Annotated in this window: 26 protein-coding genes, 1 tRNA gene and 1 pseudogene; 6 read left to right on the forward strand and 22 right to left on the reverse strand. The window is 68.1% G+C overall.

Annotated features, from left to right (window positions below):
• The first annotated feature begins 108 nt into the window (after nucleotides 1-108).
• Nucleotides 109-1,644, forward strand: a complete 1,536-nt coding sequence (locus FHP25_RS18845) for an alkaline phosphatase family protein (RefSeq protein ID WP_147848499.1) — start codon at nucleotides 109-111, stop codon at nucleotides 1,642-1,644.
• An 8-nt stretch (nucleotides 1,645-1,652) separates the two neighbouring features.
• Here the strand turns inward: FHP25_RS18845 and pheT are convergent, their stop codons facing one another.
• The 4 genes from pheT to rpmI form a co-directional block, all read right to left on the reverse strand.
• A complete protein-coding gene (pheT, locus tag FHP25_RS18850) occupies nucleotides 1,653-4,052 on the reverse strand; it encodes a phenylalanine--tRNA ligase subunit beta (protein WP_147848500.1) in 2,400 nt (799 codons plus the stop codon).
• A 118-nt stretch (nucleotides 4,053-4,170) separates the two neighbouring features.
• Nucleotides 4,171-5,271 carry a phenylalanine--tRNA ligase subunit alpha gene (gene pheS, locus FHP25_RS18855; RefSeq protein WP_147848552.1) on the reverse strand — a complete coding sequence of 367 codons (1,101 nt, stop codon included), beginning with the start codon at nucleotides 5,269-5,271 and terminating at the stop codon, nucleotides 4,171-4,173.
• Between the two features lie 103 nt (nucleotides 5,272-5,374).
• Nucleotides 5,375-5,731, reverse strand: coding sequence for a 50S ribosomal protein L20 (gene rplT / locus FHP25_RS18860; protein WP_147848501.1), 357 nt, complete (start codon nucleotides 5,729-5,731; stop codon nucleotides 5,375-5,377).
• 14 nt (nucleotides 5,732-5,745) lie between these two features.
• Entirely contained in the window at nucleotides 5,746-5,946 is a 201-nt protein-coding gene (gene rpmI, locus FHP25_RS18865) for a 50S ribosomal protein L35 (RefSeq protein WP_147848502.1), read from the reverse strand.
• A 266-nt stretch (nucleotides 5,947-6,212) separates the two neighbouring features.
• Between rpmI and FHP25_RS18870 the strand changes: the two genes are divergently transcribed.
• Together FHP25_RS18870 and FHP25_RS18875 are read left to right on the forward strand one after the other, a co-directional pair.
• Nucleotides 6,213-6,668: an Hsp20 family protein gene (locus FHP25_RS18870; RefSeq protein WP_231712387.1), complete on the forward strand. Its 456-nt coding sequence runs from the start codon at nucleotides 6,213-6,215 to the stop codon at nucleotides 6,666-6,668.
• A 30-nt stretch (nucleotides 6,669-6,698) separates the two neighbouring features.
• Complete coding sequence (locus FHP25_RS18875; RefSeq protein ID WP_147848503.1) at nucleotides 6,699-6,923, forward strand: DUF1150 family protein; 225 nt, start codon at nucleotides 6,699-6,701, stop codon at nucleotides 6,921-6,923.
• 77 nt (nucleotides 6,924-7,000) lie between these two features.
• Here FHP25_RS18875 and FHP25_RS18880 read toward each other — a convergent pair whose 3' ends face one another.
• From FHP25_RS18880 to FHP25_RS18930, 11 genes are all read right to left on the reverse strand, one after another.
• Nucleotides 7,001-8,455 carry a YncE family protein gene (locus FHP25_RS18880; RefSeq protein ID WP_408068534.1) on the reverse strand — a complete coding sequence of 485 codons (1,455 nt, stop codon included), beginning with the start codon at nucleotides 8,453-8,455 and terminating at the stop codon, nucleotides 7,001-7,003.
• Nucleotides 8,456-8,471: 16 nt separating this feature from the next.
• Nucleotides 8,472-8,804 (reverse strand): DUF305 domain-containing protein, encoded by a 333-nt coding sequence (locus FHP25_RS18885; protein ID WP_231712392.1) that lies wholly within the window; start codon nucleotides 8,802-8,804, stop codon nucleotides 8,472-8,474.
• A gap of 257 nt (nucleotides 8,805-9,061) precedes the next feature.
• Nucleotides 9,062-9,526: a PTS IIA-like nitrogen regulatory protein PtsN gene (gene ptsN / locus FHP25_RS18890; RefSeq protein WP_147848506.1), complete on the reverse strand. Its 465-nt coding sequence runs from the start codon at nucleotides 9,524-9,526 to the stop codon at nucleotides 9,062-9,064.
• A gap of 44 nt (nucleotides 9,527-9,570) precedes the next feature.
• A complete protein-coding gene (hpf, locus tag FHP25_RS18895) occupies nucleotides 9,571-10,206 on the reverse strand; it encodes a ribosome hibernation-promoting factor, HPF/YfiA family (protein WP_231712388.1) in 636 nt (211 codons plus the stop codon).
• A gap of 101 nt (nucleotides 10,207-10,307) precedes the next feature.
• On the reverse strand, nucleotides 10,308-11,843 hold the full coding sequence (gene rpoN / locus FHP25_RS18900; protein WP_231712389.1) for an RNA polymerase factor sigma-54: 1,536 nt from the start codon (nucleotides 11,841-11,843) through the stop codon (nucleotides 10,308-10,310).
• A complete protein-coding gene (gene lptB / locus FHP25_RS18905; protein ID WP_147848507.1) occupies nucleotides 11,843-12,646 on the reverse strand; it encodes an LPS export ABC transporter ATP-binding protein in 804 nt (267 codons plus the stop codon). The genes rpoN and lptB overlap by 1 nt, the downstream gene beginning before the upstream one ends.
• A 29-nt stretch (nucleotides 12,647-12,675) precedes the next feature.
• Nucleotides 12,676-13,659, reverse strand: coding sequence for an LptA/OstA family protein (locus FHP25_RS18910; RefSeq protein WP_178133630.1), 984 nt, complete (start codon nucleotides 13,657-13,659; stop codon nucleotides 12,676-12,678).
• Nucleotide 13,660: 1 nt separating this feature from the next.
• Nucleotides 13,661-14,389 carry an LPS export ABC transporter periplasmic protein LptC gene (gene lptC / locus FHP25_RS18915; protein WP_147848509.1) on the reverse strand — a complete coding sequence of 243 codons (729 nt, stop codon included), beginning with the start codon at nucleotides 14,387-14,389 and terminating at the stop codon, nucleotides 13,661-13,663.
• Between the two features lie 3 nt (nucleotides 14,390-14,392).
• The gene (locus FHP25_RS18920) at nucleotides 14,393-15,403 is read right to left on the reverse strand and encodes a KpsF/GutQ family sugar-phosphate isomerase (protein WP_147848510.1); all 1,011 of its coding nucleotides are present in this window, start codon (nucleotides 15,401-15,403) and stop codon (nucleotides 14,393-14,395) included.
• A 114-nt stretch (nucleotides 15,404-15,517) separates the two neighbouring features.
• The gene (locus tag FHP25_RS18925; RefSeq protein WP_147848511.1) at nucleotides 15,518-16,129 is read right to left on the reverse strand and encodes a ribonuclease D; all 612 of its coding nucleotides are present in this window, start codon (nucleotides 16,127-16,129) and stop codon (nucleotides 15,518-15,520) included.
• A gap of 61 nt (nucleotides 16,130-16,190) precedes the next feature.
• Nucleotides 16,191-16,277 (reverse strand) — tRNA-Leu (locus FHP25_RS18930).
• Between the two features lie 148 nt (nucleotides 16,278-16,425).
• On the opposite strand from FHP25_RS18930, the gene FHP25_RS18935 reads away from it, so the two are divergent.
• Nucleotides 16,426-17,379 (forward strand): complex I NDUFA9 subunit family protein, encoded by a 954-nt coding sequence (locus FHP25_RS18935; protein ID WP_147848512.1) that lies wholly within the window; start codon nucleotides 16,426-16,428, stop codon nucleotides 17,377-17,379.
• Nucleotides 17,380-17,413: 34 nt separating this feature from the next.
• On the opposite strand, the gene FHP25_RS18940 is transcribed toward FHP25_RS18935, so the two are convergent.
• The gene (locus FHP25_RS18940) at nucleotides 17,414-18,235 is read right to left on the reverse strand and encodes a tetratricopeptide repeat protein (protein WP_178133631.1); all 822 of its coding nucleotides are present in this window, start codon (nucleotides 18,233-18,235) and stop codon (nucleotides 17,414-17,416) included.
• Nucleotides 18,236-18,293: 58 nt separating this feature from the next.
• Here FHP25_RS18940 and FHP25_RS18945 point away from each other — a divergent pair, with 58 nt between their 5' ends.
• Nucleotides 18,294-19,190 carry an SDR family oxidoreductase gene (locus FHP25_RS18945; RefSeq protein ID WP_147848514.1) on the forward strand — a complete coding sequence of 299 codons (897 nt, stop codon included), beginning with the start codon at nucleotides 18,294-18,296 and terminating at the stop codon, nucleotides 19,188-19,190.
• A 7-nt stretch (nucleotides 19,191-19,197) separates the two neighbouring features.
• On the opposite strand, the gene FHP25_RS18950 is transcribed toward FHP25_RS18945, so the two are convergent.
• Nucleotides 19,198-19,959, reverse strand: coding sequence for an alpha/beta hydrolase (locus FHP25_RS18950; protein WP_147848515.1), 762 nt, complete (start codon nucleotides 19,957-19,959; stop codon nucleotides 19,198-19,200).
• Nucleotides 19,960-19,999: 40 nt separating this feature from the next.
• Between FHP25_RS18950 and FHP25_RS18955 the strand changes: the two genes are divergently transcribed.
• A complete protein-coding gene (locus FHP25_RS18955; protein WP_147848516.1) occupies nucleotides 20,000-21,178 on the forward strand; it encodes a glycosyltransferase in 1,179 nt (392 codons plus the stop codon).
• Between the two features lie 7 nt (nucleotides 21,179-21,185).
• Here FHP25_RS18955 and FHP25_RS18960 read toward each other — a convergent pair whose 3' ends face one another.
• The 5 genes and pseudogenes from FHP25_RS18960 to FHP25_RS42640 all read right to left on the reverse strand — a co-directional run.
• A complete protein-coding gene (locus tag FHP25_RS18960) occupies nucleotides 21,186-22,160 on the reverse strand; it encodes a LysR family transcriptional regulator (protein WP_147848517.1) in 975 nt (324 codons plus the stop codon).
• Nucleotides 22,161-22,291: 131 nt separating this feature from the next.
• Entirely contained in the window at nucleotides 22,292-23,341 is a 1,050-nt protein-coding gene (locus FHP25_RS18965) for an SDR family oxidoreductase (RefSeq protein WP_147848518.1), read from the reverse strand.
• A 29-nt stretch (nucleotides 23,342-23,370) separates the two neighbouring features.
• On the reverse strand, nucleotides 23,371-24,498 hold the full coding sequence (locus FHP25_RS18970) for an LLM class flavin-dependent oxidoreductase (protein WP_218578445.1): 1,128 nt from the start codon (nucleotides 24,496-24,498) through the stop codon (nucleotides 23,371-23,373).
• Between the two features lie 56 nt (nucleotides 24,499-24,554).
• Nucleotides 24,555-25,544 carry an ABC transporter permease gene (locus FHP25_RS42635; protein WP_147848557.1) on the reverse strand — a complete coding sequence of 330 codons (990 nt, stop codon included), beginning with the start codon at nucleotides 25,542-25,544 and terminating at the stop codon, nucleotides 24,555-24,557.
• Nucleotides 25,545-25,610: 66 nt separating this feature from the next.
• Nucleotides 25,611-26,564 (reverse strand): annotated as a pseudogene (locus tag FHP25_RS42640) (ABC transporter permease); the annotation flags it as partial.

Here is a 26,564-nt window from a genome sequence, read left to right on the forward strand (position 1 = left end):
GGCGCAACGGCTTCGCGACAGGTTCCGCCCCTTGTCTCTAACATATTGATATTCATGACGTTTTTGAGGCATAGATCGGCCTCGCCCCACTCTGGCCGGGAACCCGCCATGGCTGCGCGCCGCAATGTCCTGTTCATTGTCATCGATCAATGGCGCGCCGAGGCGCTTGGCGCGGCCGGCAATCCGGTCCTCAAGACCCCGCACCTGGACCGGCTCGCGGCCGACGGCGTGCTCTGCACCAGGCATTTCGTGCAGGCGGCGCCGTGCGGCCCGTCACGCGCCGCGCTGCTGACGGGGACCTACCAGCATAACAACGGCGTCATGCGCAACGGCACGCCGCTGTCGCTGCGGTTCACCAACCTGGCCCTGGAAAGCCGCAAGCGCGGCTACGAGCCGGCGCTGTTCGGCTACACCGACACCACCGTCGACCCGAGCGGCCGCGATCCGGCCGATCCGGCGCTCACCACCTACGAATCGCCGCTGCCGGGATTCGCGGTCGAGCTGCTGCTGCCATCCCTGCCGCTGCCCTGGATCGCCCATCTGCAGGCCAAGGGCTACGACGTGCCCGTCGACATGGACGTGATCTACAGCCCGGCTTCGCAGCCCGAGGACCGCGGGCCGACCTGGGCGCCGGCGCGCTATGCCGCCGAGCACAGCCTGGCAGCATTCCAGACCGACCGCGTGCTCGACTACATCGCCGTGCGCCGCGACCGGCCATGGTTCGTCCACGTGGCGTATCTCAGCCCGCATCCGCCGTTCATCGCGCCGCTTCCCTATCACGACCTCTACGATCCGGCCGCGATGCCGGCGCCCAACCGCGCGCCGACTCCTGCCGACGCCGCACGACAGCACGCGCTGCTGGCGCACTATCTGGACAAGCAGCAGCAGGCGGACTTCTTCGTGACCGGCCGCGGACGGGTAAGCGATCTCAGCGATGCCGACCTGGCGCAGCTGCGCGCGACCTACTACGGCATGGTCACGGCGGTCGACGCCCAGCTCGGCCGGCTGACGGAAGCGCTCAAGGCCTGGGGGCTGTACGACGACACCCTGATCGTCGTGACCTCCGACCACGGCGAGATGCTGGGTGACCACTGGATGCTGGGCAAGCAAGGCTATTTCGATGAAGCCTTCCACGTACCCCTGATCGTGCGCGATCCGCTGCCGGCCGCCGATGCCGGCCGCGGGCGGCGGCTCGACCGCTTCACCGAAGCCGTCGACGTGATGCCGACGATCCTGGAGTGGCTGGATCTGGCCGTGCCACGCCAGTGCGACGGCCGATCACTGCTGCCTTTGGCGCATGGCCGCGACGCGCCGGACTGGCGGCGCGAGGCGCACTGGGAGTTCGACTTCCGCGGCCTGGGACGGCACGACGCCGAAGCCGCCCTGGGGCTGCCCATGGACGCCTGCTCCCTCGCCGTGATCCGCGACGAGGCCTATAAGTACGTGCACTTCGCCGCGCTGCCGCCGCTCTTCTTCGATCTCGCCGCCGACCCGCATTGCCTCAACGACCTGTCGCGCGATCCCGCCGTGGCGCCGCTGATGCTGACCTACGCCCAGAAGATGCTCTCCTGGCGCATCCTCTCCAGCGCCCGCGACCTCACCGGCATGACGATATCGCCGCAGGGGCTGATCGCACGGGGATAGCGTCCGTCCTACCCCCGCAGCGCACCGCCGGTCTGCCTGGCGACCTGGGCCACCACCTTCTGCGAGACGGCCTCGATCTCCTCGTCGGTGAGCGTCTTGTCGGTGGGCTGGATCGTGACCGACAGCGCCACCGACTTCTTGCCGTCGGGAACACCTTTGCCGGCATAGACGTCGAACACCTGCGCTGCCGTAATCATCGCCCGGTCAGCGCCGCGCGCGGCGCGCACCAGCGCGTCGGCGGCGATCGTACCGTCGACGATGAAGGCGAAATCGCGCTCCAGCGGCTGGAACGGCGACAGCTTCAACGGCGGACGCGCCTTGCTGGGCCGCGCCTTGACGGGTGGCACGGCGTCGAGGAGGACCTCGAACGCAGTCGCCGGACCGCGCAGGTCGAGCTTCGTCAGGACGTCGGGGTGCACCTCCCCGAACCAGGCCAGCGGCTGGTTGCCCAGCAGCAGCGCGCCCGAGCGCCCGGGGTGATACCAGGCCGGCGCCTTGGGCTGCGCCGCGAGATTGTCGAGCGGCGCCCCGACGGCGGCCAGCACGGCCAGCGCATCGGCCTTGGCGTCATAGGTGTCGACCGCACGTTCGGGCCCGGTCCAGCCACGCGGCTGGCCCTTGCCATAGCGTACCCCGGCCGCCACCGTCCGCTGGCCGGCCGGCGTCGCATCCTTGTATTGCGGCCCAACCTCGAACAGCGCCGGATCCTTCAGCCCGCGCGCCTCGTTGCGGCCGCAGGCCTGCAGCAGGTTGGGCAGGATCGACGGCCGCATCACGTCGAGCTCCGACGCGATCGGGTTGACGACCCGCAGGTCATCGCCGACGCCGCCAAACAGGTCGGCCAGCACCGAGTGGGTGAATGACGACGTCACCGCCTCACAAAGGCCGCGCACCGCCAGCGCCCGGCGCGCGGTGGGCACGCGGCGCTGCTCGGGGGTGCGCACCGGCCGCGATGTCGCGGTCAGGTGCGGCATGGAGACCGCCGCGACATTGTCATAGCCGTGCACGCGCACGACCTCCTCGACGAGGTCGGCCTCGCCGACGACGTCGGGGCGCCAGGACGGCACGGCCACGGACCACGGCCCGTCGCCGGAAGGTCCGAACCCGAGCTTGCGCAGGATGTCGAGCTGTGCCGCTTCAGGCACGTCGACACCGCCCAGGGTGCGGGCGCGATCGGGACGCAGCGGGTAGCTGCGCTGCCAGGCCGGCACGGCGCCGCTGGAAACCACCTCGCTGGTCTCACCGCCGCACAGCTCGAGGATCAGCCGGGCCGCGACCTCGGCGCCCCACCACACCGATTCGGGATCGATGCCGCGCTCGAAACGATAGCGCGCGTCGGACTGGATGCCGAGCTTGCGGCCGGTGGCCGAGACCGAGATCGGGTCGAAGTAGGCAACCTCCAGGAAGACGTTCGTGGTCGTCGCCGACACACCCGTATCCTCGCCGCCCATGATGCCGCCGATGCCGTGCACCGCCGTGCTGCCGGCGATCACGGCCATGGTCTCGTCGAGCGTGTAGGTGCGGCCATCGAGCGCCAGGATCGTCTCGCCGGCTCGGGCCTGGCGCATCACCAGATCGCCGGCCACCTTGTCGGCATCGAAGACATGCAATGGCCGGTTGAGGTCGAACGTCACCAGGTTGGTGATATCGACCAGCGCCGAGATCGGACGCAGGCCGATGGCGCGCAGCCGCTGCTGCAGCCATGCCGGGCTGGGACCGTTCTTCACGTTGCGGAAATGGCGGCCGACCACGACCGGGCACGCCACGCCCGGCTTCACGTCATAACCGTGCGTCCAGCGCATCGGGCTCCTGTAGGCACCGGGAACCTTGGCGACATCCGGTGCCTTGCGCCGGCCCATGCCGGCGGCTTCCAGGTCACGGGCGATGCCGATCACGCCCAGCGCATCGGCGCGGTTGGGCGTCACCTTGATCTCGATCACCGGGTCGTCGACACCCAGCACCTGCGCCGCCGGCAGGCCGATGGGCGTGTCGGCCGGCAGGTCGATGATGCCGGTGTGATCCTCCGACAGCAGAAGCTCGCGCTCCGAGCACAGCATGCCGTTGCTGTCGACGCCGCGGATCTTGCTCGGCTTCAGGTCGAGCCCCGTGCCGGGAATATGCGTGCCCGAAGGCGCGAACACGCCCTTCATGCCGGTGCGGGCGTTGGGGGCGCCGCAAACGACCTGCACGACGCCGCTGCCGGTGTCGACTGTGCAGACCCGCAGCTTGTCGGCATTGGGATGCTGCACGGCCTCCACGACATGGGCCGTGATGAACCCGGCGAGCCTGGCGGCGCGATCGTCGAGCTGCTCGACCTCGAGCCCCAGCGCGGTGAGCTTGTTGGCGATCTCGGACACCGATGCCTGGGTGTCGAGATGCTCCTTGAGCCAGGAGAAGGTGAATTTCATCGGCTGGCCCCTGTCATTCCTCTTTGGACCGCGCGCATCGGCGCGCAGCGCCGACAAGGGTTCGCTCTCCGCTCCGCTGCGAGCGAATGCGGGCGTGGACGCCCACGATCCGACATGTTCATCGGCTGAGCCCTCCGGTCAGGCTCGGGACGTCGAGCGCGGAGAAGCCGTAATGGCGCAGCCAGCGCAGGTCGGACTCGAAGAAGGTGCGCAGGTCGGGAATGCCGTACTTCAGCATCGCCACGCGTTCGATGCCCATGCCGAAGGCGAAACCCTGGTAGACCTCGGGGTCCAGGCCGCAATGGCGCAGCACATTGGGATGCACCATGCCGCTGCCCAGGATCTCGAGCCAGCTGTCGCCGGCGCCGATCCGCAGCTCGCCGCCTTTCCACGAGCAGCCGATATCGACCTCGGCCGACGGCTCGGTGAAGGGGAAGTAGGACGGACGGAAGCGCACCGGCACGTCGTCAACCTCGAAGAAGGCGCGGCAGAAATCCGTCAGGCAGCCCTTGAGGTGGCCCATATGCGTGGCGCGGTCGATCACCAGGCCTTCGACCTGGGCGAACATCGGCGTGTGGGTCTGGTCGCTGTCGGTGCGGAAGGTACGGCCGGGCACGATCACGCGCAGCGCGCCGCCATCGGCGAGCCGCTTCTGCACGGTCTTGTCCAGCATGGTGCGCACCTGCACGGGCGAGGTGTGGGTGCGCAGCACCATCGGCATGCCGTCAGCACGCGGCGGCAGGAAGAACGTGTCCTGCATCTGCCGCGCCGGATGATCGGGCGGGAAGTTCAGGGCCTCGAAGTTGTGCCAGTCGTCCTCGATGTCGGGGCCTTCGGCCCACACGAACCCCATCTCGCCGAAGATGGCGCAGATCTCGTCGATGGTCTGGCCGATCGGGTGCAACGTCCCCGCGCGCTCCGGCCGCACCGGCAGGCTGATGTCGAGACGTTCGGCCTCCAGGCGCGCCGCGAGCGCCGTGCTGTCGATCTGCACCTTGCGGGCATCGAGCGCGGCGGCGATCTCGTCCTTCAGCGCGTTCACTGTCTGGCCGAACGCCTTGCGCGCGTCGGGCGGCAGGGTTCCCAGGGTCTTCATCAGGCCCGTGACGCGGCCGTTGCGGCCCAGCGCCGCCACGCGCGCGGCGTCGAGCGCGCGAGCGTCCAGCGCCGCGGCCACCGCCGCCAGCGTCTCGGACCGGATCGTCGACAGCTCGTCCATCGTCGTCCCCATGATTTATCCCAAAACGCGCAAAGGGAAGCCCGGTCGCCCGCGACTTCCCTTTTCACTGCTTTCGTCCGCCGGCTCGCGCCGGACGGCCGGATTACTTCAGGGCGGCCTGGGCTTGTTCGACCAGGGCCCTAAACGCCGCCGGCTCGCGCGCCGCGAGATCGGCCATCACCTTGCGGTCGATCTCGATGCCGGCCTTGGCGATGCCGTTGACGAACGCCGAGTAGGTCATGCCGTGCTCGCGCACGGCTGCGTTGATACGCTGGATCCACAGCGCCCGGAAATTGCGCTTCTTGGCGCGCCGGTCGCGATAGGCGTATTGGAGACCCTTCTCGACCTTCTCCAGCGCCGTGCGATAGGTGTTGTGGGCGCGGCCCCGGTAGCCCTTGGCGAGCTTGAGGACCTTTTTGTGGCGGGCGTGGCTGGTGACACCCCGTTTGACGCGGGCCATGGTTCAGCGCTCCGTCACGCGTTGGGCAGGAAGTATTGCTTGATCTTGCGCGCATCGCCCTCGGCAGCGATCACGGTGCCGGTGGCCTGGCGCAGGAAGCGATTGGTGCGCTTGCGCATGCCGTGACGCTTGCCCGCCACGGGGATCTTGACCTTGCCCGAGGCGGTGAGCCGGAACCGTTTCTTGGCTCCGCTCTTGGTCTTCATTTTGGGCATTTCATCCTCTTTTCAAAGACTTAGCGCCCACCAAGAGCGCTATCGACGAAACGTCGTCGGGATGTTTCCGAGCCGCCATGGCATGCCCTTTACGCCAGGCCACCCGAAAGGAGGCCGGGTTATACAGACCACCGCCGGTCAAGGCAAGCGAGCGCATGGTCGCGCGAACAGGCCTTGAACGCACACTCAGCAAGGCCCACATGCCCTTCACGCGGAGATGCCTACGGGGTCCTCGCCAGACCGCTCGCTCGCCAGAGGAGGGTGCCGTGAACAGAGTATCGATGTTCAGTTCGCCGTTTCTGCTGGGATTCGAGCAGCTTGAGCGGTCGCTGGACCGGCTGGCAAAGAGCGGCAGCGATGGCTATCCGCCCTATAATATCGAGAAGATCGGTGAAGCCGGGTTGCGTATCACCTTGGCGGTGGCCGGGTTCAGCGAAGGCGACCTGACGATCGAGGTCGTGGAAAATCAGCTTTCAGTGCGCGGCAAGCAGCAGGAGGATCCCGAGCGGGTCTACCTGCATCGCGGGATCGCCGGGCGGCAGTTCCATCGCACCTTCATGCTGGCCGACGGCATCGAGGTGACCGGCGCCAAGCTGGAGAACGGCCTGCTCGCCATCGACCTGGCGCGGCCCTCGGTCGAGCCGAAGGTGAAGACCATCCGGATCGACACGGCCCCGTCCGCGAAGACGGCGCGCGGCAAGACCATCGACGTCACGGGCTGAATGCCCACGGGTTCGTCACAGGAGGACCCCATGCTCGCAGCAACATCCTCACCCCTCAAGACGCTGTCCGCCGCCGAGTTCGCATCCCTCGGACTGGAGCAGGTGGCGTATATCCGGCCCGTGACGCTGCCCGATGGTAAGCACGCCATCGGCGTATTCGCCGCCGACGGCCGACCTCTGGCCGGCGCCCCCAACATCGAAGTCGCCCAGGCGCTGGTGCGGCAGAACGAGCTGGAGCCGGCCCTGGTGCACTGAGCCCATCCCTTCCTTCATTGACAATGACGGCGCGTCGGGCCTCCGACGCGCCGTCATGCTGTTTGCCGTACCCCTGATCACCTGGATTGGATCTGGACCGGCGTGCCGGGCTGGGCGGCTGTGCCCGGGGCGATCACCAGGTACCGTCGCGGCGTCGCCCCCATGTCATGGACAACCTGCCGGATCGGTCCCAGCGCATTGACGATCGCCGATCCCGCAGGATTGGTGGTGAACGCCGCCAGGGGCTCGAGCGGACCACTGCCGTCGGGCTTGCTTGCCAGGGCCAGCACATAGGGACGCTTGGGCTCGAGGCCGGTGACCGACGCCTGCAGCACCTGCAGCAACCCCTGATCGAACAGGGAGACGCTGGTCGGTGCCTTCGATGCGTCGGCTCCGCTGCCGCGTGCCGACGGCACGAGCGCCAGATGCGCGGCCTGGCCGGCGATCCCGAGCGGCTCGATCCCCTTGAGGCCATCCCCCTCGGGAACCGCGCCCGGCACATAGACCACCGCCTGCGGCGCCTGACCGACCGGAATGGTCGCAACCACCGCGTTGCTCAACGTGTCGATAGCGGCGAGCCGGTCATCGTTCTCCAGCCCGACATAAATCCGCGTGCCGTCGCCGGACGGCCAGAGCCCGTGCGGCAGCTTGCCGACCGCGATCGTCGACACCTTGGAGAAGTCGCTGGTGCGGAACACCTGCACCTCGTTGAGGCCGCCGACCGTGACATAGGCAAAGGTGCCGTTGGCGTTGCGGGCGAAGTTGACGTGGTTCGTGATCGGGCCGATGTCGATCGTCTTGAGCACGGCGAAAGGCGGCCGCGCGTCGAACGCCACGACCTTGCCGACATCCTTGAGGGTGAACCACACCTGGGTCCCGTCCGGCGTCGCTGCAATGTCGGGGCAGAACGAACTGGGTTGCGGGATCCGTCCGACGATCTGGTGATCGGCGACGGAGATCACGACGGTCTCGGGATTGAACGACGAGCAGACATAGCCGTACTTGCCGTCGGGCGAGAAGATCTGCATGCCCGGGCCACCGGGCACGACGATGCGGCTCTTCTCCTCGTAGGTCGTGCCGTCGAGGACCGCGATGTAGTTCTCACCGCGCACCGTCACCCAGACCTCCTTGCCGTCGGGCGTGAAGAACGCTTCGTGTGGTGAGCGGCCAACATAGGTGACCCGCTTGACGGCGTTGGTCGCGGTGTCGATGAAGGTCACCGAGTTCGAGCCGATCGAGACGACGGCAAGCGTGCGATGGTCGGGCGAGAAGCCCATGCCATGCACCAGCAGCTGCCCACGATAGAGCGGACTGAGATTGCCCGGTGCGGGATCCCCCAGCCGGATGACGCCGAGCAGCTTGTTGTCGGCGGGGTCGGTGACGGAGACAGTGTTGGAGAACTGCTCCGCAGCATAGACGCGATCGCGATGGCTGATGGGAACGTCCGGGGCGGATGCCGCGCCAGGGACCTGTCCGGCCCATGCGCCTGGCAGAGTGGCGACGGCCGTTGCGGCCAGCAATGCGGCTCGAATGACACGATGCTTCACGTCAGTGCTCCCGGTGTGTGGGCTGCGGGGATGACGGTGCGGGGAGCGGCGTCTGGCCGATCGCCAGGCGCATCGCCGCGATCTCCTGCTGCTGCGTCACGATGATCTCCTGCGCGATGCGCCTGATCTGCTCGTTGCGGCCGTAGCGCAGCACCGCCTGCGCCATGTCGATGGCGCCTTGATGATGCGGCACCATCATCGCGACGAAATCGGCATCGACATCGCCCGACGGCTTGATGTCCATTGCCGCCATCATCTTGGCCATGGCGGCGTTGTTCGCGGCAAGGAATGGCGAATCATCCGGGCTTGCAGCGACCGCGCCTGCCGTGCCCATGAGCGCGAGCGCCAACAGCGCCATCCTCGGGCGCCATGGCGAGTGGAAAACGCGAATCATCATGCCTCCAGAATTGCCGTGACGGCAGCGACGCGACTGCCATGACGGCAGCGCGCGTCGCCTGCGCCGAATGTGAAGCGCTGGACGCATGTGCCAACTCACAACCGTCCACGACGACGTGAGCCACGATGTGGATAAGTTATCTATTGTGCCTTGGTTTCCAGACCTGCCGGCCAGGAAAACCGGGCAGCGCCGGCCTATGCGGCGCGCGACTTCTGCGGCTCGACCAGGAGGGCGTAAAGCGCGTCGGCACGATCGGTGGCGCGCAGCTTCTCGACCAGCACGCGATCGCGCAGCGCGCGGGAGACACGGGACAACGCCTTGAGGTGATCCGCACCGGCGCTTTCCGGCGCCAGCAGCACGAACATCAGGTCCACCGGCCGGGCGTCGATCGCCTCGAAATCGATCGGCGCCGCCAGCCGCGCGAACACGCCATAGAGGCGCCCAAGGCCTGACATCTTGCCATGCGGTATGGCAATGCCGCCGCCAAGCCCGGTCGACCCCAGCCGCTCGCGCTCCAGCAGGACATCGAAGATTGTCCGCTCGTGCAAGCCGGTCACGGTCGCGGCACGCTGCGCCACCTCAAGCAGCGCCTGCTTCTTGCTGCTCGCACGCATGTCGGCGATCACAGCGTCCGGCCCGAGGATGTCCGCTAGTTCCATCGTGGCATGCCTTATTTGAGTTGCTTGGCGGTGCAGCGCGACAGTCAGGAGGCCGGCGTATTCTGTGGATCGACCCAGCCGATGTTTCCGTCCGGCCGGCGGTAGACCATGTTGAGCAAGCCATTGGCCCTATTGCGGAACATCAAGGCCGGCAGTTGCCCCAGATCGAGCTGCATCACAGCTTCGCCGACGGTCAGGGTCCGCAAGCTGGTCTGCATCTCGGCGATGACCACAGGATCATGCCCGGCGGCTTCGTCGGCCGTTTCATGCTCGGCATCGATGACCGACTGCCGGGCAAGCGTTTCCTCCGCGTCACGCACGGTCCGCGCGCTGTGATCGCGCAGCCGCCGCTTGTGCCGCCGCAATCGCTTGGCGGCATGGTCGCATGCCGCATCGAAGGCGATATACGGGTCGGTGGCAGCACCATGGCTTTGAACCATGATATTGCGACCCACATGCACAATGATATCGGAACGAAACTCGTGCGCATGCCGCGAGAACGTCACCGTCCCTTCGAGGGCCCCGTCGAAATACTTGGCCACGGCCGATGCGAGCGCGTTCTGCACATGACTACGCAACGCATCGCCGATATCGATTTGCTTGCCGCTGACCGTAAGGTTCATCGCCATTTTTGCGTCCACTGACAAAAAGCCGGCCAGGGCGCTGGATGAGGCCACCATATGGACCGGTCCCCAGCGAGTCAAGCAAACCCCAACCACATGATTTTATTGGAAAAATTACCGAAACCCGCACCTCAATCCGGGCTATGCACAGCAATCGCTCACAAAGCCGCAGCCTGAATGGCCATCCCGGCGCCCGAGAGCGACTTCTCACGCCGCCGCTGAACCGATGACGGGATCCGCATCGCCTCCCGATACTTCGCGACCGTGCGCCGCGCAATCTCGATTCCTTCGCCGCGCAGCAGCTCGACCAGCCGGTCGTCGGACAAGGTTGCATGCGGCGGCTCGCCGTCGATCAGCCGCCGCATGCGCGAGCGCACCGCCTCCGCCGAGACGGCCTCAGCCCCCGAGGCCGCCGACACCGAGCTGGTGAAGAAGTACTTCAGCTCGAACAGGCCACGGGGCGTGGCGATGAACTTGTTGGATGTGACGCGGCTGACCGTGCTCTCGTGCAGGCCGGTGGCGATGGCGACGTCGCGCAGCACCAAGGGCCGCAGGGCCGACACGCCGTGGCGAAAGAATCCTTCCTGCTGCAGCGCAATCTCGCGCGCCACCTTCAGGATGGTGTTGGCGCGCTGATCAAGGGCCTTGACCAGCCAGTTCGCCGTCTGCCAACGCTCGGCGATGAACTCGCGTGCCTCCTTCGTGCGTGCGTCACGACTCAGGGTCGTGTGGTAGCGCCGATCCGCCAGCACGCGCGGCAACGCGTCGGTGTTCAGCTCGACCTCCCAGACCTCACCCTGCTCGGCGTGACGCACGCGGCGCAGATGCACGTCGGGGATCACGGCCCGAACCGGCTCATGATTGAAGCGCAAGCCGGGCTTGGGATCAAGCGCACGGATCTCGCCGATCATGGCCGCCAGATCCTCGGCATCGACACCGCATCGCCGCAGCAGCCCCGACAGGTCGCGCCGTGCCAGCAGGTCGAGATTGTCGAGCAGCGCCTGCATGGCCGGATCGAGGCGATCGCGATCGGCGAGCTGCGCCGACAGGCACTCGATCAGCGTCCGGCTGAACATGCCGGGCGGATCGAGCTGCCGAAGCCGCGCACGCACTGCCTCCAGGCGTGCCGGATCGACACCGAGCGCCGCGGCGATGCCATCGGCGTCGGCGGCCAGGTACCCGCTCGGCTCGAGCGCCTCGACGAGGCGCACAGCGATCATGCGATCGATGGGATCGAGGATCTCGGCGGAGATCTGCGCCAGCACGTGACGCTGCAGCGACATCTCGCCTTCGGCGATCCGCGCCATCGCGTCCGGCAATCCTTCGCCATCGGCGCGTCCGGCCGCGCGCGAGGCCATGCCATCGCCGCCGCGGTCGGCATATTCGCCCGACCAACGCTCGTCGGCCTCGCCCAGGGCGGCAGCGCCTTCGGCCAGGGTATCGGCGGTATCGGTGCTGTGGGCCGGGGACGGCTCGACGGCGGGCTCCGGCACGGCCGGCGCGTCGTCCTCGCGTGGCGACTCGGCGAGCAGCGGATTGGTCTCCAGCTCGCGCTCGACATAGTTCGCCAGCTCGATCTGCGACAGCTGAAGCAGCTTGATCGCCTGCTGCAGCTGCGGCGTCATCACCAGCGTCTGCCGCTGCCCCAGCTGCAGGCGCGGCGCCAGCCCCATCATGCGCGGCCCCGCCGCCATCAGAGGGTGAACCGCCGGCCGAGATAGACCCGCTGCACCTCTTCGTTGGCAACGATCTCGGACGGGCGGCCCTCGATCAGGACCTGTCCGGCATGCATGATGTAGCCGCGGTCGATGATGTCCAAGGTCTCGCGCACCTTGTGATCCGTGATCAACACGCCGATCCCACGGTCACGAAGCTGCGTCACCATCTCGCGGATTTCCTCGACGGCGATCGGATCCACGCCCGCCAGCGGCTCATCGAGCAGGATGAAGTGCGGCCGTGACGCCAGCGCGCGGGCGATCTCGACACGCCGCCGCTCGCCGCCGGACAACGCCATCGCCGGCGCGTTGCGCAGGTGCTCGACGTTGAATTCTTCGAGCAGCGCGTCGACGGTATTTTCGCGTATACGGCGGTCGGGCTCGACGAGCTCGAGGACGGCACGGATATTATCCGCGACGCTCATGGAGCGGAAGACCGAGGCTTCTTGCGGCAGATAGCCGATGCCAAGCCGGGCGCGGCGGAACATCGGCAGCCGCGTGATGTCGCGGCCATCCAGCGTGACGCGGCCATCGTCCGCCTGCACCAGTCCGCAGACCATGTAGAACGTGGTGGTCTTGCCGGCGCCGTTGGGGCCCAGCAAGCCGACGGCCTCGCCCCGCTGCAGCGTGATCGACACGTCGCGCACGACCGGCCGGTTGTTGTAGGTCTTGCACAGCCCGTGCGCCTGCAGGCCGCTATCCGTCGACACCAGCCGCGGCCCCGAGCGCTGGGCTGATGCTGTCGATGATCCGGGTTTCCAACGTCCGCTACGGCTCGACATCGGGCTTCTTCCACCTACTCAGAAGCGTTTCAACGCTGCCGCTTGGGCTGTGCGGCGGTTGGCGCGCCGCCGTTCTTGGGCTGCGCCCCGGCCGGCGCGCCGCTGTTCTTGTCGTCACATTCCGGCGCACCGGGACGATCGGTCGGCTTGGTGTCAGGCGTGGCAGCGTCCTTGTTGGGCTCGATCAAGGCCACGACCCGGCCACCGCTGCCGCTGTTGCTGCCGGCGGAGACCACCCGCGTGTAGCCGGTGCGCGTGTTCATCTCGACGGTCTCGCCGTTCACCTGCTCACGGCCGCGGGTCATGCGCACGTTGCCGGTCAGCACGGCCGTTCCGGTGTTGGGATCGTAGAGCGCCTTGTCGGCATGGGCATAGCCCTGGCATGACGCGATGTAGACCTTGCCGTAGGCCTCGATCCGCGCAACGCGCTGCTTGCCGCGGCTGCCGCCCTGGGGATCGGGCTGGCTGCCGTCCTTGGGCTCGAAATACGCCACGACCTGGTCGGCGCGCATTTCATCGCTGCCGCGGATCACGACGACGTTGCCGCGCGCCACGGCCATGTGCCTGTCGTCCCAGTACTCGAAGCTGTCGCGCGCCGTCAGCTTGCTGTCGGGGCTGACCAGCGACAGGTTGCGGCCGGTCAGGCGGGCGACCTTGTTGTCGTTGTCGTAGATGCCGCGGTCGCCGGTCATCACGTTGTCGCCACTGGTGATCCGCACCGAGCCCTCGGCGTCGACACGGTAGATGTCGCTCTTGGACGTCCCTTCGCCGCGGTGATAGGCCATGATGCGGTCGGCCTCGATCATGCGGTCGCCGCGGGTGACCTTGGCATTGCCGCGCGCGATGTAGACATGGGAGTTCTTGTCCCACTCGATGCCCTGATCGGCGGAGATCTCCGTCTGGCTCTTGTCGCCGCCCTTGTCGTCGGCGGCAGGCTTGGGCGATTTCTGGGCCAGCGCCGGCAGCGACGCCGCCAGGAGCGCCACGCACAGCCAGGGACCGAGGCGGCGCATCTCAGCCTCCTGATGACGGTGTGTCGGCGGGTGGCGCTTCCGGCTCGGACGTGTCGTCATGCCCCCTCAGCACGATGCGCGAGCGCCCGGTGAAGACGATGCGATCGCCGCGCTCGCTGGCATGGAAGCCCTCGGCCTCGACCTGTCCATCCGGACCATGCCCACGCACCGGACTGTCGCCGAAGGCCGCGCTGGCCTCGAGATCCACCCGGGCCCGGTCGGTGGTCACGGTGTAGCCCTTGTCCTGGAACACGGTCACGTTGCCGGAAAGGTCGAGCATGCGCAGCTGCTGGTCGTACTTGCCGGTGTCGGCCGTGAGGGCGATCCAGCGGCTTTTCTTGTCGAGGATGTCGGCCTTGGGCTGGAACAGGTCATAGACCTTCTCGTCCCGCGACTTCTGGATCGCGTAGTCCGCCGTCACCGTATAGGGCCGATGGTTGTTGTCATTGCCCGCGAAATGCGGCCGGTCCATGCGCATATATATGCCGCGGTTGGTCTCGAGCGGCATGTCGCGCACAAGGATGCCGGTGGTCTCGCTGAACATCGGCACGATGACGCCGGCCAGGACGACGGCCAGCGCCACCAGCGGCAGCAGGATCCGGATGTGGTCGGCATAGCGCGCGATCCACGGCTCGCTGCTCTCGCGCTTCAGCCCGATGAACTCATCCAGGCGCGAGCCGCGCTTGCCTTCCTTGCCCTGCGGCAGCGGCATGTCGGATGCGGATGCCATGGCTCACGCCACTCCCGCCCGCAGGCAGTCGTGCACATGCACGAGGCCGACGAGCCGGTCGTCGGCGACGACGAACAGGCTCGTGATCCCCTTGCCCGTCTCGTTCATGATCCGCACCGCCTCCGCCGCCAACGCCTCGGCCGCGATGGTCTTGGGCCGGGTCGTCATGATCTCGCTGGCTGTCTGGCTCAGGAGTCCGGCATTCATGTGGCGGCGCAAGTCGCCGTCGGTGACGATGCCCAGGAGCCGCCGCTGTGGATCGACAACGGCAACGCAACCGAAGCTCTTGGCGCTCATCTCGATCAGCGCCTCCGCCATGGACGTGTCGGGCGCCACCACCGGCAGCTCGGTCCCGACATGCATCAGATCGCCGACCTTGATCAGCCGCTGGCCCAGGCGGCCGCCGGGATGGAAGTCGCCGAACCGCGACGGCGTGAAGCCCTTGCGCTCCAGCAAGGCGATCGCGATGGCATCGCCCAAGGCAAGCGTCATGGTCGTCGACGTGGTCGGCGCCAGCCCCATGGGACAGGCCTCCGGCACGCCGGGAAGAACCAGGGCCACATCCGCCGCCTGCGCCAGGTTGCTGCCGCCGCCGCCGGTGATCGCCACCAGCCGGATGCCGAAGCGCTTCACGTACCAGAGCAGCCCCGCCAGCTCGGCGGTCTCGCCGGAGTTCGACAGCGCGAGCACCACGTCGCCCGTCGCGATCATGCCAAGATCGCCGTGCGAGGCTTCGGCCGGGTGGACGAAATAGGCCGGCGCGCCGGTCGACGCCAAGGTCGCGGCAATCTTGCGCCCGACATGGCCGCTCTTGCCCATTCCGGACACGATGATGCGGTCACCCTGCTCCAGGACATCGAGCGCCCGGCCGAACTCGTCGCCCAACGAAGCCTGCAGCGCCTGCAGCCCTGCGACCTCGGTCGCCAGGACACGGCGCGCGCTCGCAGCATCCGCCGCGTGGCTGGCGCCGGGGGGAGGTTGACTGGTCTGGGTCGTACGCGACGCACTCTTCATGGATGAGAATATTACGCGCGCCCGACATGCTCCCGCAAAGCAAAAAGCGCGCCAAAACGCCGCTGCCTGTCAAAAATAATTTGAATTTAGGTTGCCGGCCGCGACAATGCGCGGTCAATGCGCAAAAATATCGACGTCGGGCCAGCCTTCCAAGTCAAGCGCCGCCCGGTGGGGGATGAAGCGGAACGCCGCCTCCGCCAGCTCCCGGCGCTCCTCGCGATCGAGCAGGATGTCGAGCCTGGCCTTCAGCTTGTGCAGGTGCAGGACGTCCGATGCGGCGTAGGCAAGCTGCTCGTCGGTCAGGGTTTCGGCGCCCCAATCCGACGATTGCTGCTGCTTGGAAAGCTCGACCCCCACCAGCTCCTTGACCAGGTCCTTGAGGCCGAACCGGTCAGTGTAGGTGCGCACCAGGCGGGCCGCGATCTTGGTGCAGTAGATCGGCGTGGCCATGACGCCCAGGTAGTGGCGCATCACAGCGACGTCGAAACGGGCGTAGTGGAACAGCTTGAGGCAGGCCGGATCGGCAAGCAGCGCCTTCAGGCGCGGCGCGTCGTACTGGCCCCGCGCGAACTGCACCAGATGGGCGTTGCCGTCGCCCGACGAAAGCTGCGCCAGGCACAACCGGTCGCGATGCGGATTGAGCCCCATCGTCTCGGTATCGATGGCCACGACCGGACCAAGGTCGAGGCCCTCCGGCAGGTCGCCCTTATGAAGGTGGATGGCCATGGTGCTCCGGCAAGCAGACTCCCCAAACGCAGAGCGCCGTCCCGAAGGACGGCGCGCCGAATGGTGCCCTGGAGAAGACTCGAACTTCCACGCCCGTTAAGGCACTAGAACCTGAATCTAGCGCGTCTACCAATTCCGCCACCAGGGCACTATCCGTCCGGCGAGCGAACGGCGGGACACCTAAAGCCCACGCATCGCGATGTCAACAACTGCAGTCATGGGAGTTCCTCTTTCCCCGACTGGTCAGGCTGTACTATACGCCCTGGGGCCACGATCAGGGCAGGGTGCACGGGCGCATGGATATCAGGCAGGTCACGGTTTTCGGCGGCACAGGCTTCATCGGGCGCTACGTCGTGCGGGCGCTGGCGGCGCGCGGCATGCGTATCCGCGTCGCAGTGCGCCGCCCGGAGCTGGCCGACTTCACCCGGATCGCCGGCGATGTCGGCCAGGTCATGGCGGTGCAGGCCAACCTCCGGTTTCCGGCCTCGGTGGCCGCGGCCGTGGCCGGCAGCGACGCCGTGGTCAATGCCGTCGGCATCCCCTACGAGCGCGGCCGGCAACGCTACAAGGCCGTGCATGCCGACGGCGCCCGCCACATCGCCGAAGCGTCGGCCAAGGCCGGCGCGCAGCGCCTGATCCACATCTCGGGAATCGGCGCGCAGCAGCCGCGCACGGGCAACGCGTTCGTCGAGTCCAAGGCGCAGGCCGAGCACGAGATGAACCGGGCTTTCCCGGGCGTCACCATCCTGCGCCCCAGCGTCGTGTTCGGCCCCGAGGACAGGTTCTTCAACCGCCTGGCGTCCGCCGCCCAGATGGCGCCGTTCATGCCGGTCTTCGGTGACGGCCTGGCGAAGTTCCAACCCGTCTTTGTCGGCGATGTCGCCGACGCGGTGGCGCACGCCGTCGTCGACCGGACGACCGCTTTCGGCGCGTACGAGCTCGGCGGACCACGGGTCTACACCTACCGCGAGCTGGTCGAGCTGACGCTGAGGATCACCCAGCGCCAGCGCCGCTTGATTTCGCTGCCCGTCTGGCCGGCCAAGATCGGCGCATTCTTCGCCGAGTTCCTGCCGGTGCCGCCGATCACGCGCGACCAGATCGACCTGATGATCCGTGACAATGTCACCACGCCGGGCCGGCCGGGCCTGTCCGAGCTCGGCATCACGCCGCATTCGGCCGAGGCGATCCTGCCCATGTACCTCGATCGCTATCGCGTGTCCGGCCGCTACGACCTGACCGCGCCGGTGTAGCGCGCCATCCCCCGCCTCGGCGAGGCCGGCCAGGTCACTTCGGCTTTTCCGCAGGCTTGCGTGGTGCCGGCGGCGGCGCTGACGCCGAGGGCGGCGGCCCCAGCGGCGCTGCAAGGCCAGCGCGAGCCTGGGCCGCCTGCTGGCTGCTGTCGGATACAAGGCTCAACACCTTGCGCAGGTCGGCGTCGCTGCCGTTTCTGTCCCGCAGCGCCCGCCGGGCCATGCCCCGCTCCAGCAAGGCGTCGGAGGCATTGGAATTGGCGCGCAGCGCAGCGTCCGCGTCAGTGACCGCGGCCTTGAAATTGCCGAGCTGGCGCCAGGCCGCGGCGCGCAGAACCAGAGCATCGCCGCGGCCTGGCGACAGGGCCAAAGCATGCGTGAGGTCGGATACCGCTTCGCGATAGGCGCCGACAGCGGCATAGGTGATGCTGCGGTCGATCCAGATCTCGGGGTTCTGCGAGTTGAGCAGGATTGCCGCATTCTGCGCCGCCAGCGCCTGCTCGCCCAGGCGCGCCGCCTGGTAGGCCTGGCCGGCCTGGGCGAAAATCTCGGCCCGCAGCGCATTGCTCTGGCCGGTCATCTCGCGGGCCAGCGTCTCCAGCTGCTTGCCGGCCTCGACGTGGTCGCCCAGCTCGAAGAGCGCGATGGCGCGGCAATGCCGGGCCCCTGCCCCGCCGCCCGCGCTCTCCCACGCCCGTGCGATCTCGATGCCGCGCTTGGGATCGGCGCGTGCGGTCGCCATGCAGTCGGCATAGCGCCGCGCCGGGTCGGTGGATGGCGATTGCGCCAGGCCGGCGGCCCAAGGCGTCGCGACGGCACCACACAGCACCGCCGCGACCAGCAAGATACGTGTCATACGGCTACACTTGCGCCAGCGCCGGCGACAGCGCAAGCAGCGAACGACAGGCAGCAGCATGGACGCGATCCGCCTCTTCATATTCGGCTTCGGCGACACGGCGCAGCAGCTTGCGCACAAGGCGCGCCCTCGCGGCTGCACGGCCATCGGGACGGTGCGGTCGGCCGACAAGCTGCAGACCCTTCGCGCCGACGGCCACGAGGCGCTGCGCTTCGGATCAGACGCGCCGCTTCGCGACCCCGCGCTTGCCTTCGCCGGCATCACGCACCTGCTGTGCTCCATCCCTCCCGATGCGGCCGGCGATCCGGCGCTGACGGCACATGCCGAGGACCTGGCGCGGCATGCGCCCGGACTGCGCTGGATCGGCTACCTGAGCACAACCGGCGTCTACGGCGATCACGGCGGCGCCTGGATCGACGAATCCACGCCTGCGGCGCCGACCAGCGACCGGGCGCGCCGGCGCCTCACCGCCGAACGACAATGGCTGGATCTGGGTGCCCGCCTGGCGGTCGCCACCCACATCTTCCGACTGCCCGGCATCTACGGCCCCGGGCGCAGCGCCCTGGACCAGGTCCGCGCCGGAACGGCACGGCGCATCGCGCGCGCCGGGCAGGTGTTCTCGCGCATCCATATCGCGGACATCGCCGCCACCGTGCTGGCATCGATGCAGCAGCCACGCCCGGGGGCGATCTACAACGTCGCCGACGACGAGCCTTCGCCGCAAGCCGATGTCGTGGCCTTCGCCTGCACGCTGCTGGGCGTGCCGCCGCCGCCCCTGGTCGACTACGCTGCCATCGAGGCGAGCCTGTCGCCGATGGCCCGCTCGTTCTATGCCGAGAGCCGGCGCGTGCGGAACACGCTGATCAAGCGCGAGCTGGGGGTCGCGCTGGCCTTCCCCAGCTATCGCGAAGGACTGCGTGCCATCCTCGCCGACGAGCAGGACCGATCGCGATAGCGAGGCGTCAGCGCCCGCACATCGCCGCCACCACCGCGAGCAGGCGGGCGATGTCGGCCGGCGTCGAGAGCCGGTGGTCGCCGTCCTTGGTGAAGGTGGCGGCGACATCCGGGGCCTCGATATGGCTCAGCAGACGCTGCGACAGCACCCATGGCACGTCGGGATCCTTGAGGCCATGGAAGAGATGCACCGGCCCGGCGATGCGCAGCGGCGTGCGCAGGACGAGATGCTGGCGGCCTTCCTCGATCAACTGCCATGTCAGGACATCAGGCTCGTCGGAATAGCGGCTGGGACGCCGCAGCTCGCCGTCGCGCTGCAGCTTCGCCCGCGCCTCGGGCGACAGGTTGGCCAGCATCAGATCCTCGGTGAAGTCGGGCGCCGCAGCGATGCCGATCCATCCGGTCACGCGCGCCGGACGCTCGCGGGCGGCCAGCAGCGACAGCCAGCCACCCATGCTCGAGCCGATCAGCACCAGCGGCCCGGCCGTCAGCGTGTCGATCACCGTCAGCGCGTCGTCGAGCCATCGGCCGATGGTGCCGTCGCGGAAATCCCCCGACGACCGGCCATGCGCGAAATAGTCGAAACGCACGAAGCCTTGCCCGGCACGCCGCGCCCAGGCATCGAGCGCCATCGCCTTGGTGCCGGTCATGTCGGAGCGAAAGCCGCCGAAGAACACAACCGTCGGATTGCAGCCCTGCACCTGATGGTATGCAATTGTCGCACCGTCGGGCCGTGATAAGGTGCGCGGGCTTGCAGGGTCGACTGACATCAAGAACGGTTCCTTGTAGCTTCGGCGCGTTGGCGCCATCATGACGATGACCGACGCTAGCACCTTGCCCATCGCCGACGCGAGCCGCCTCCCCACCGTCCTGCAGATCGTCCCGGCATTGGCCGGCGGCGGCATCGCCCGCGCCGCCGTGGATACCGCGGCCGCCCTGGTCGCTTCAGGTGCTCGCGCGGTGATCGCGTCGCCGCCCGGCCCCATGCTGGGCGAGCTGCGCCGCCTGAAGGTGGCGCATATCGCATTGCCGCCCGACCGTGACAGCCTGCTTCAGGCGCTGGGGAATGTCCGCCGGCTGCGCCGGTCGATCGCGGACCATGGCGTCGACATCGTGCATTCGCGCTCGCGTGCCGCGGCATGGACGGCCCGGCAGCTGGCGCGGTCGTCCAATCTCGTGTTCGTGGCGAGCGCGCATTGGCCGGACCGCGGCGAACGGTGGTCCGCCCGCCGCATGGAGGCGGCGCAGGCGCAGGCCGATGCCGTGATCGCCGTCTCGGACTTCGTGGCGCAAAGCGCCACGGCCAACCGCCATGCCGGCACCGGCCGTGTCGTCACCATTCCCAGCGGCATCAACCTCGACCACTTCAACCCCGCGACGGTGCGTGCCGAACGCCTGATCAAGCTCGCCGCGCAGTGGCGGCTGCCGGATGACCGCCGGATCATCCTGTTTCCCGCCCGGCTGGATGGCGACCGTGGCCAGACCCGCCTGATCGATGCCATCAAGCATCTCGGCCGGCGCGATATCTATTGCCTGCTGCTGGGCGCGCTAGCGACGCCGACCGCCTTCGAGGGCGATTTGAAACGCTACATCGAGGCCCGCGACCTCGGCGGCATCGTCGGGATCACAGCCTTCTGCGACGACATGCCGGCGGCCTACATGCTGTCCGACGTGGTCGTCGTGGGCGGCCAGGGCCAGGGGTTCAGCCGCGCATCGATCGAGGCCCAGGCCATGAGCCGCCCGGTGGTCTGCGATGCCGACAGCGGCGCCGTCGAAGGCATCGTGCCCGGCGAGACCGGCTGGGCCGCTCCGGCCGGCGCCCCGGCGGCGCTCGCCCAGGCGCTCGATCACGCGCTGCGGCTGACGGCGGACGAACGCGCCAGCCTGTCGCATCGCGCCCAGCGCCATGTCCGCACGTTGTTTTCAGTCGACACGATGTGTCGGCGCACGCTTGCCCTCTATGCCGAGCTCATGGGCCGCGCGGTGTGAGAGGAGCTCAGAGCCAGTCGACGCTCTCGACGAAGAGGTAGGGCTCGCTGGTCGGCGTGAACAGCAGCGTCGCCGGCCAGTCGCCGTCATTGACGAGCTTGACGATGAGATCGCGGATGACGCTGCGCGCCGCATCCGAAGCGCGTGTCGGCGGCGGCTTGACGGGGCGCACCAGGACGATGTTGCGCAAGGGCGTCGGGTTGACCAGCTCGACGGCCCAGAACTCGCCGCGCCTGATCTCGTCGCGCACGGCGGCGCCCGGCAGGACGGTGACGCCGAACTCCAGCCGCACGAGATCCTTGATCGCGGTCACGGCATCGACCTGGAAATTGACCGTCAGCTCGATCCCGAGCTTGGCGGCGACCTCCTCGATCAGCAGGCGGATGCCGTGGTCGCGGCCGGGCAGGATGAGCGGCAGCGATGCCAGGCGGGCCGTCTTCACCGCCGGGGCATTGCCGAAACGCCGACGGCCGGCGCCGACCAGGTAGAGCTTCTCCGACAGCAGCCGCTCGACGCCCAGGGCCGAGTTCGTGCCCGCCTCGGCCACCAGCGCGAGATCGATTCGCGACTCCTGCACCTCGGCCAGCAGGCGGCTCGGCACGCCATCGACGATCCGCAACGTGATGCTGGGATACCGGTTCTTGAGCTGCATCAGCAGCGGGGCCGCGAAGAACGCCGCGATGCTGGCCGGCAGGCCCAGGGTGACGTTGCCGGCCGGGTTGGCGGCAAAGCTGCGGATCTCCTGCACCGCGCTTTCGAACTGGCCGAGGATCGACCGGGCCCGGTTGAACAGCAGCTCGCCGCATTCGGTCGGCGTCACGCCGCGCTTCTTGCGGACCAGGAGCAGGACACCCAGCTCATGCTCCAGGTTGGCGATATGCAGGCTCAGCGCCGACTGCGCGACACGCAGGTCGGCGGCCGCGCGCGAGATGCTGCCGGTCTCCACGATGCGCACGAAATAGCGGAGCTGCTTGGCATCCATGTAGGCGCGGCCAGCGGGCTATCGCGTGCGGCGCACGACGACGGCGCGACATCGTCTGCCGCCACGCCAGGGATGGCAGGGAAGCCATCGGCGGGCGGCGCACGCAAGCACGGCTCGGCAGCACGGCGCCGTCATGGGATGATCCGCTCAGCGCGGAAGCGACCCAGCGTCTCGATGATGCGGTCCTCGCTGTCGAACGTCCTGGTGAAGCCGTGACGGAAGCGCTTGCCGTCGGACAGGATGACATCCCAGTCGGTGTGGAGGATGAAATCGCCGAACGCCCAGTTCGCCATGGAGTCGTAGCTGTAGGGCCGCAAGCCATGGCGCTGCACCGCCCGGTCCCAGACCGGCGCCTTGTCGCGCATGGCCGTGGCCAGGGTCAGCGTCAGCGGGTGGCCCGTGTCCATGCCGAAGAAATCGGCCAGACGCGGCCACAGGCTCGACCATCGGAACGTGTCGCCGTTGGTGATGTTGAACGCCTCGTTGCCACAGCTCGGCTCGGTCGCCGCCCACACGGTGGCCTCGGCCAGCAGCTCGGCGTCGGTCATCTGCGTGAGGGCATGATACGCTCCCGGCTTGCCGGGAAAGCGCAGCGGCTGGCCAAGCTCGCGCAGCACCGCGGCGTAGACCCCCAGCACGAGCAGCAGATTCAACGGATTGCCGACCGCGAAGCCGCCCACGGCCTCCGGCCGCAGCGCCGACCATGTCCAGGCCTTGCCTTTCACGCGGTCGCGCAGGAAGTCCTCCTGGTCGTAATAGAAGTTCGGCGTCATGTAGCGCGGGTCGGTCTCCTTGGCCGGCGTCTTGAACGCGCCGAGATGCCGCCCATAGGCCTTGCCGCCCTGCATCAGCACGATCCGCTGCAGGCTCGGCGCCTGCGGCTCGACGACCTCGACCGGATTGACCAGCAGCGCCAGGTTGCGCTCGACGTTCTCCGCATGGATGCCGCCATCCAGCCCGGCATAGAAGATGTGGGTGATGTCGCCGAGATCGCCCAGCTTCGCCGCCGTGTCGGCGCGATCCAGCAGATCGGCCGAGATGAACCGCGCCCGGCTTTCGAAGTCGGGCGACCGCCGCGAGACGGCGACGGTCTCCCAATCCGGCAGCCCGGAGAGATGCTGCACCAGGCGGCGCCCGATCACGCCGAGGCCGCCGATCACCAGAGCCTTCTTGCTTGCCATGTCGTTTCCCTTCCGAGCCTGATGGCGGCCTACTCGGCCGCCTGCAACGCGCCCAGATGCTGGCGCAGCCGCGGCATCACCTGCTCGGCCAGCAGGGTCATCGACCGCTTGTGAAGATCGGGCTTGTCCCAGTCCTTGTGCGTGAGCAGCAGCGTGCCGAAGAAGCCGACCTCGTCGACCAGGGCGACAAGCTGGTCCAGAACCCGCTTCGGACTGCCGTGGATCACCATCCAGTCGATGCATTGCGGGATGGTGACGGCATCGTCGGGGATGCTCTCGTCCGGCTTGAATATCTTCAGCAGCTTGTAGGTGCCCAGGTTGTCGCGCAGATAGGCGTAGTACCAGCCGACGCTGCTCTTCTCGTTGGCGAGGTAGTCGGCGGCTTCCTTGTCGGTCTCGGTGACGAGGATGCTGCGCGCGAGCCGCCAGTTGGCGCGGTCGGCACGGCGGTTGGACGCCTTGGCGCCGGCGCAGTACTGATCCCAGTGGCTCTTGGCATGGCCGACCGGCATGAAGTTCGCCGACACCAGACCCCAGCCGCGCTCGCCGGCCAGGCGGGCCGTCAGCGACCCCGGGCTCATGGCCGACACGGCCAGCGGCGGGAACGGCTTCTGATAGGGCTTCAGCATCGGCCCGATGCCCAGGCGCGGCTGATAAGAGCTGTCGATGGTGATGTCCCAGTACTTGCCCGGTATGCGGTAGGGCGGATCGGAGCTCCAGATGCGGTGGATGATCTCGATCGCCTCGACCATCATCTCGGAGCGGTTCTTGTCGGTGACCTTGAACAGCTCGAAGTCGGAGCCCAGGCCGCCCGGCCCGACCCCCATGATGAAGCGGCCCTCGCTCAGATGGTCGAACATGGCGCAGTTGCCGGCGACCTGCGCCGGGTGATGCTGCGGCAGGTTGATCACGCTGGTGCCGAACTTGATCGTCCTGGTGACCGAGATCAGGGTGGCCATGAACTGCAGGGGATCGGGAATCGGCTCGGTGGCGGCGCTGTAGTGCTCGCCGACCCAGGCTTCGCTGAAGCCGAGCTTCTCGGCGAGCAGGATCGCCTCGCGGTCCTCCTGCAGCACCTTGGTGTAGTTCCGCTGCGGGTCGTGCAGCGGCATCATGAACAGGCCCAGCTTCATATCCGCTCTCTTCGCGGCCACCATGGCCATCCTCCTTGCACTCTTTGCCCGTGATGAAATCGTCGCGGGATCGTGTCGATCTAGCGTCCCGGCGCGGCGCCGCGGCCGTGCAGCAGCAGCATGGCGATGATGACGGCGCCGTAGATGATCTGGCGGCTCGCTTCCGGAATCTGCATGACGGCGAGCACGCTGGAGATGAGGCTGATGACCAGCACACCGACCGCCGTGCCCAGATAGGTGCCGCGGCCGCCCAGGATGTGCGTGCCGCCCAGCACGACGGCGGCGATGGCGGGCAGCAGGTAGTCGTTGCCCATGCCCTGGTAGGATTGGTCGAGACGGCCGGCCAGCAGGATGCCGCCGAGCGCGCTGCAGACGCCGCTGAAGACGAAGGCCAGGCAGATCACCCGGCTGGTGCGGATGCCGGACAGGTAGCTCGCGACCTCGCGGTTGCCGGTGGCGAAGATCGCGCGGCCCACCGCCGAGCGGCGCAGCACCACGGCCACGCCGACGCCCAGCAACAGCCAGACCCACAGCACGTTGGGGACGCCCAGCACCGAGCTGTCGCGGCCCAGCCAGCGCATCAGACCCGAGGCTTTCGTCTGGGGCGCGAAGCCGCCGGTGTAGACGACCGCCAGGCCCAGCAGGACCGCATTGGTCGCGAGCGTGAGGATCATCGACGGCAGACGCACGTAGCCGACACCGATGCCGTTGAACAGGCCGACCACGACGCCGACCATGAGGCCGGCGGGAATGGCGAACGGCGCCCAGGCCTCACCCAGCCCGACGACCGCCGTGGACACCATCGCCGCTGCCGTCATCGCCCATGGAATGGACAGGTCGATCTGGCCGAGCAGGATCACCACCATGGCGCCGGTCGCGACGATGCCCAGGAACGAGGCGATGCGCAGCTGCTGCACCAGGTATTTCACCGACGCGAAGTCGGGCAGGTAGATGCTGCCGATCAGGATGATCGCCACCACCGCGATGCACGAGACCAGCACCGGGTTGTCGATCCCCTTCACGAACTGGCGCGCCCCGACCTGCTCGCGGGTCACGTCCTGGGTGCTGATGAGGTCGAGGCGGTTCTTGATCTGCAGGAACCGGGCAGCGCCGATGCTGATGGCGGCCAGGAGCACCAGGCCTTCGTAGAGCGGCTGCGTCAGGGGCGAGACGCCGGTGAAGAAGAGCACGCCCGTGATCGTCCGCAGCGCATAGGCGCCGAAGATCGATCCGATGGCGCCGCCGGTGCCGCCCAGCAGCGATGTGCCGCCGATCACGACGGCCGCGATGGAGCGCAGCGTGTAGTCGCCGCTGATATGCGCATCGCCGCTCAGGGTCTGGAACGCGAGGAACAGGCCGCCGATCGACGCGAAGAAGCCGCTCAGCGCGTAGGCCGCGATCTTGGCGCGCTCGACGTTCAGGCCCGACATGTAGGCGGCGTTCTCGGACGAGCCGGCGGCATAACAGCCACGCCCGAACATCGAGCGCTTGAAGGCGAGCCAGATGCCGGAAGCGGCGAGCAGCAGCAGGAGCACGACCGGGACGCCCAGGATGGTGCCGGTCATGATGTCGCCGAGATCGGCATCGATCTCGCCGCCGGGCACGGGCCGCAGCAGATAGGCCACGCCGGTGAAAGCCGCGCCGGTCGCCAGCGTGGCGATGATCGGCTGCAGCCGGCCGTACACGACGATGAGGCCGTTCAGCGCGCCGCAGGCGGCGCCTGTCGCCAGGACCAGCAGGACGCCCAGCGCCACCTGCACGGGCGATCCGTTCACGACATTGGACGCCAGGCAATTGGTCAGCGCCAGGATGGCGCCCACCGATAGATCCAGCCCGCCCGTCAGCACCGGCACCGTCTGGGCCATGGCGACGAAGGCGAGCGCCGCGCCCTCGTTGGCGGCGGTCTGGAAGACAAGCGGCTGGAAGCCGCGCGGGTGCAGCAGGTTGAAGACCAGGAACAGGACGATGAACAGGCCGAGCGCGCCCAGCTGGCCGGCGTTGTGCCGCAGCCAGATGCCGGCGTGACGGCTTTGCGCTGTCGTCCGCTCCAAGCCCGGCGCCGTGGTGGGGTTCAGGGTGTTCTCGCTCAC

Source organism: Vineibacter terrae, assembly GCF_008039615.1.
In the GTDB taxonomy this organism is placed as follows: domain Bacteria; phylum Pseudomonadota; class Alphaproteobacteria; order Reyranellales; family Reyranellaceae; genus Vineibacter; species Vineibacter terrae.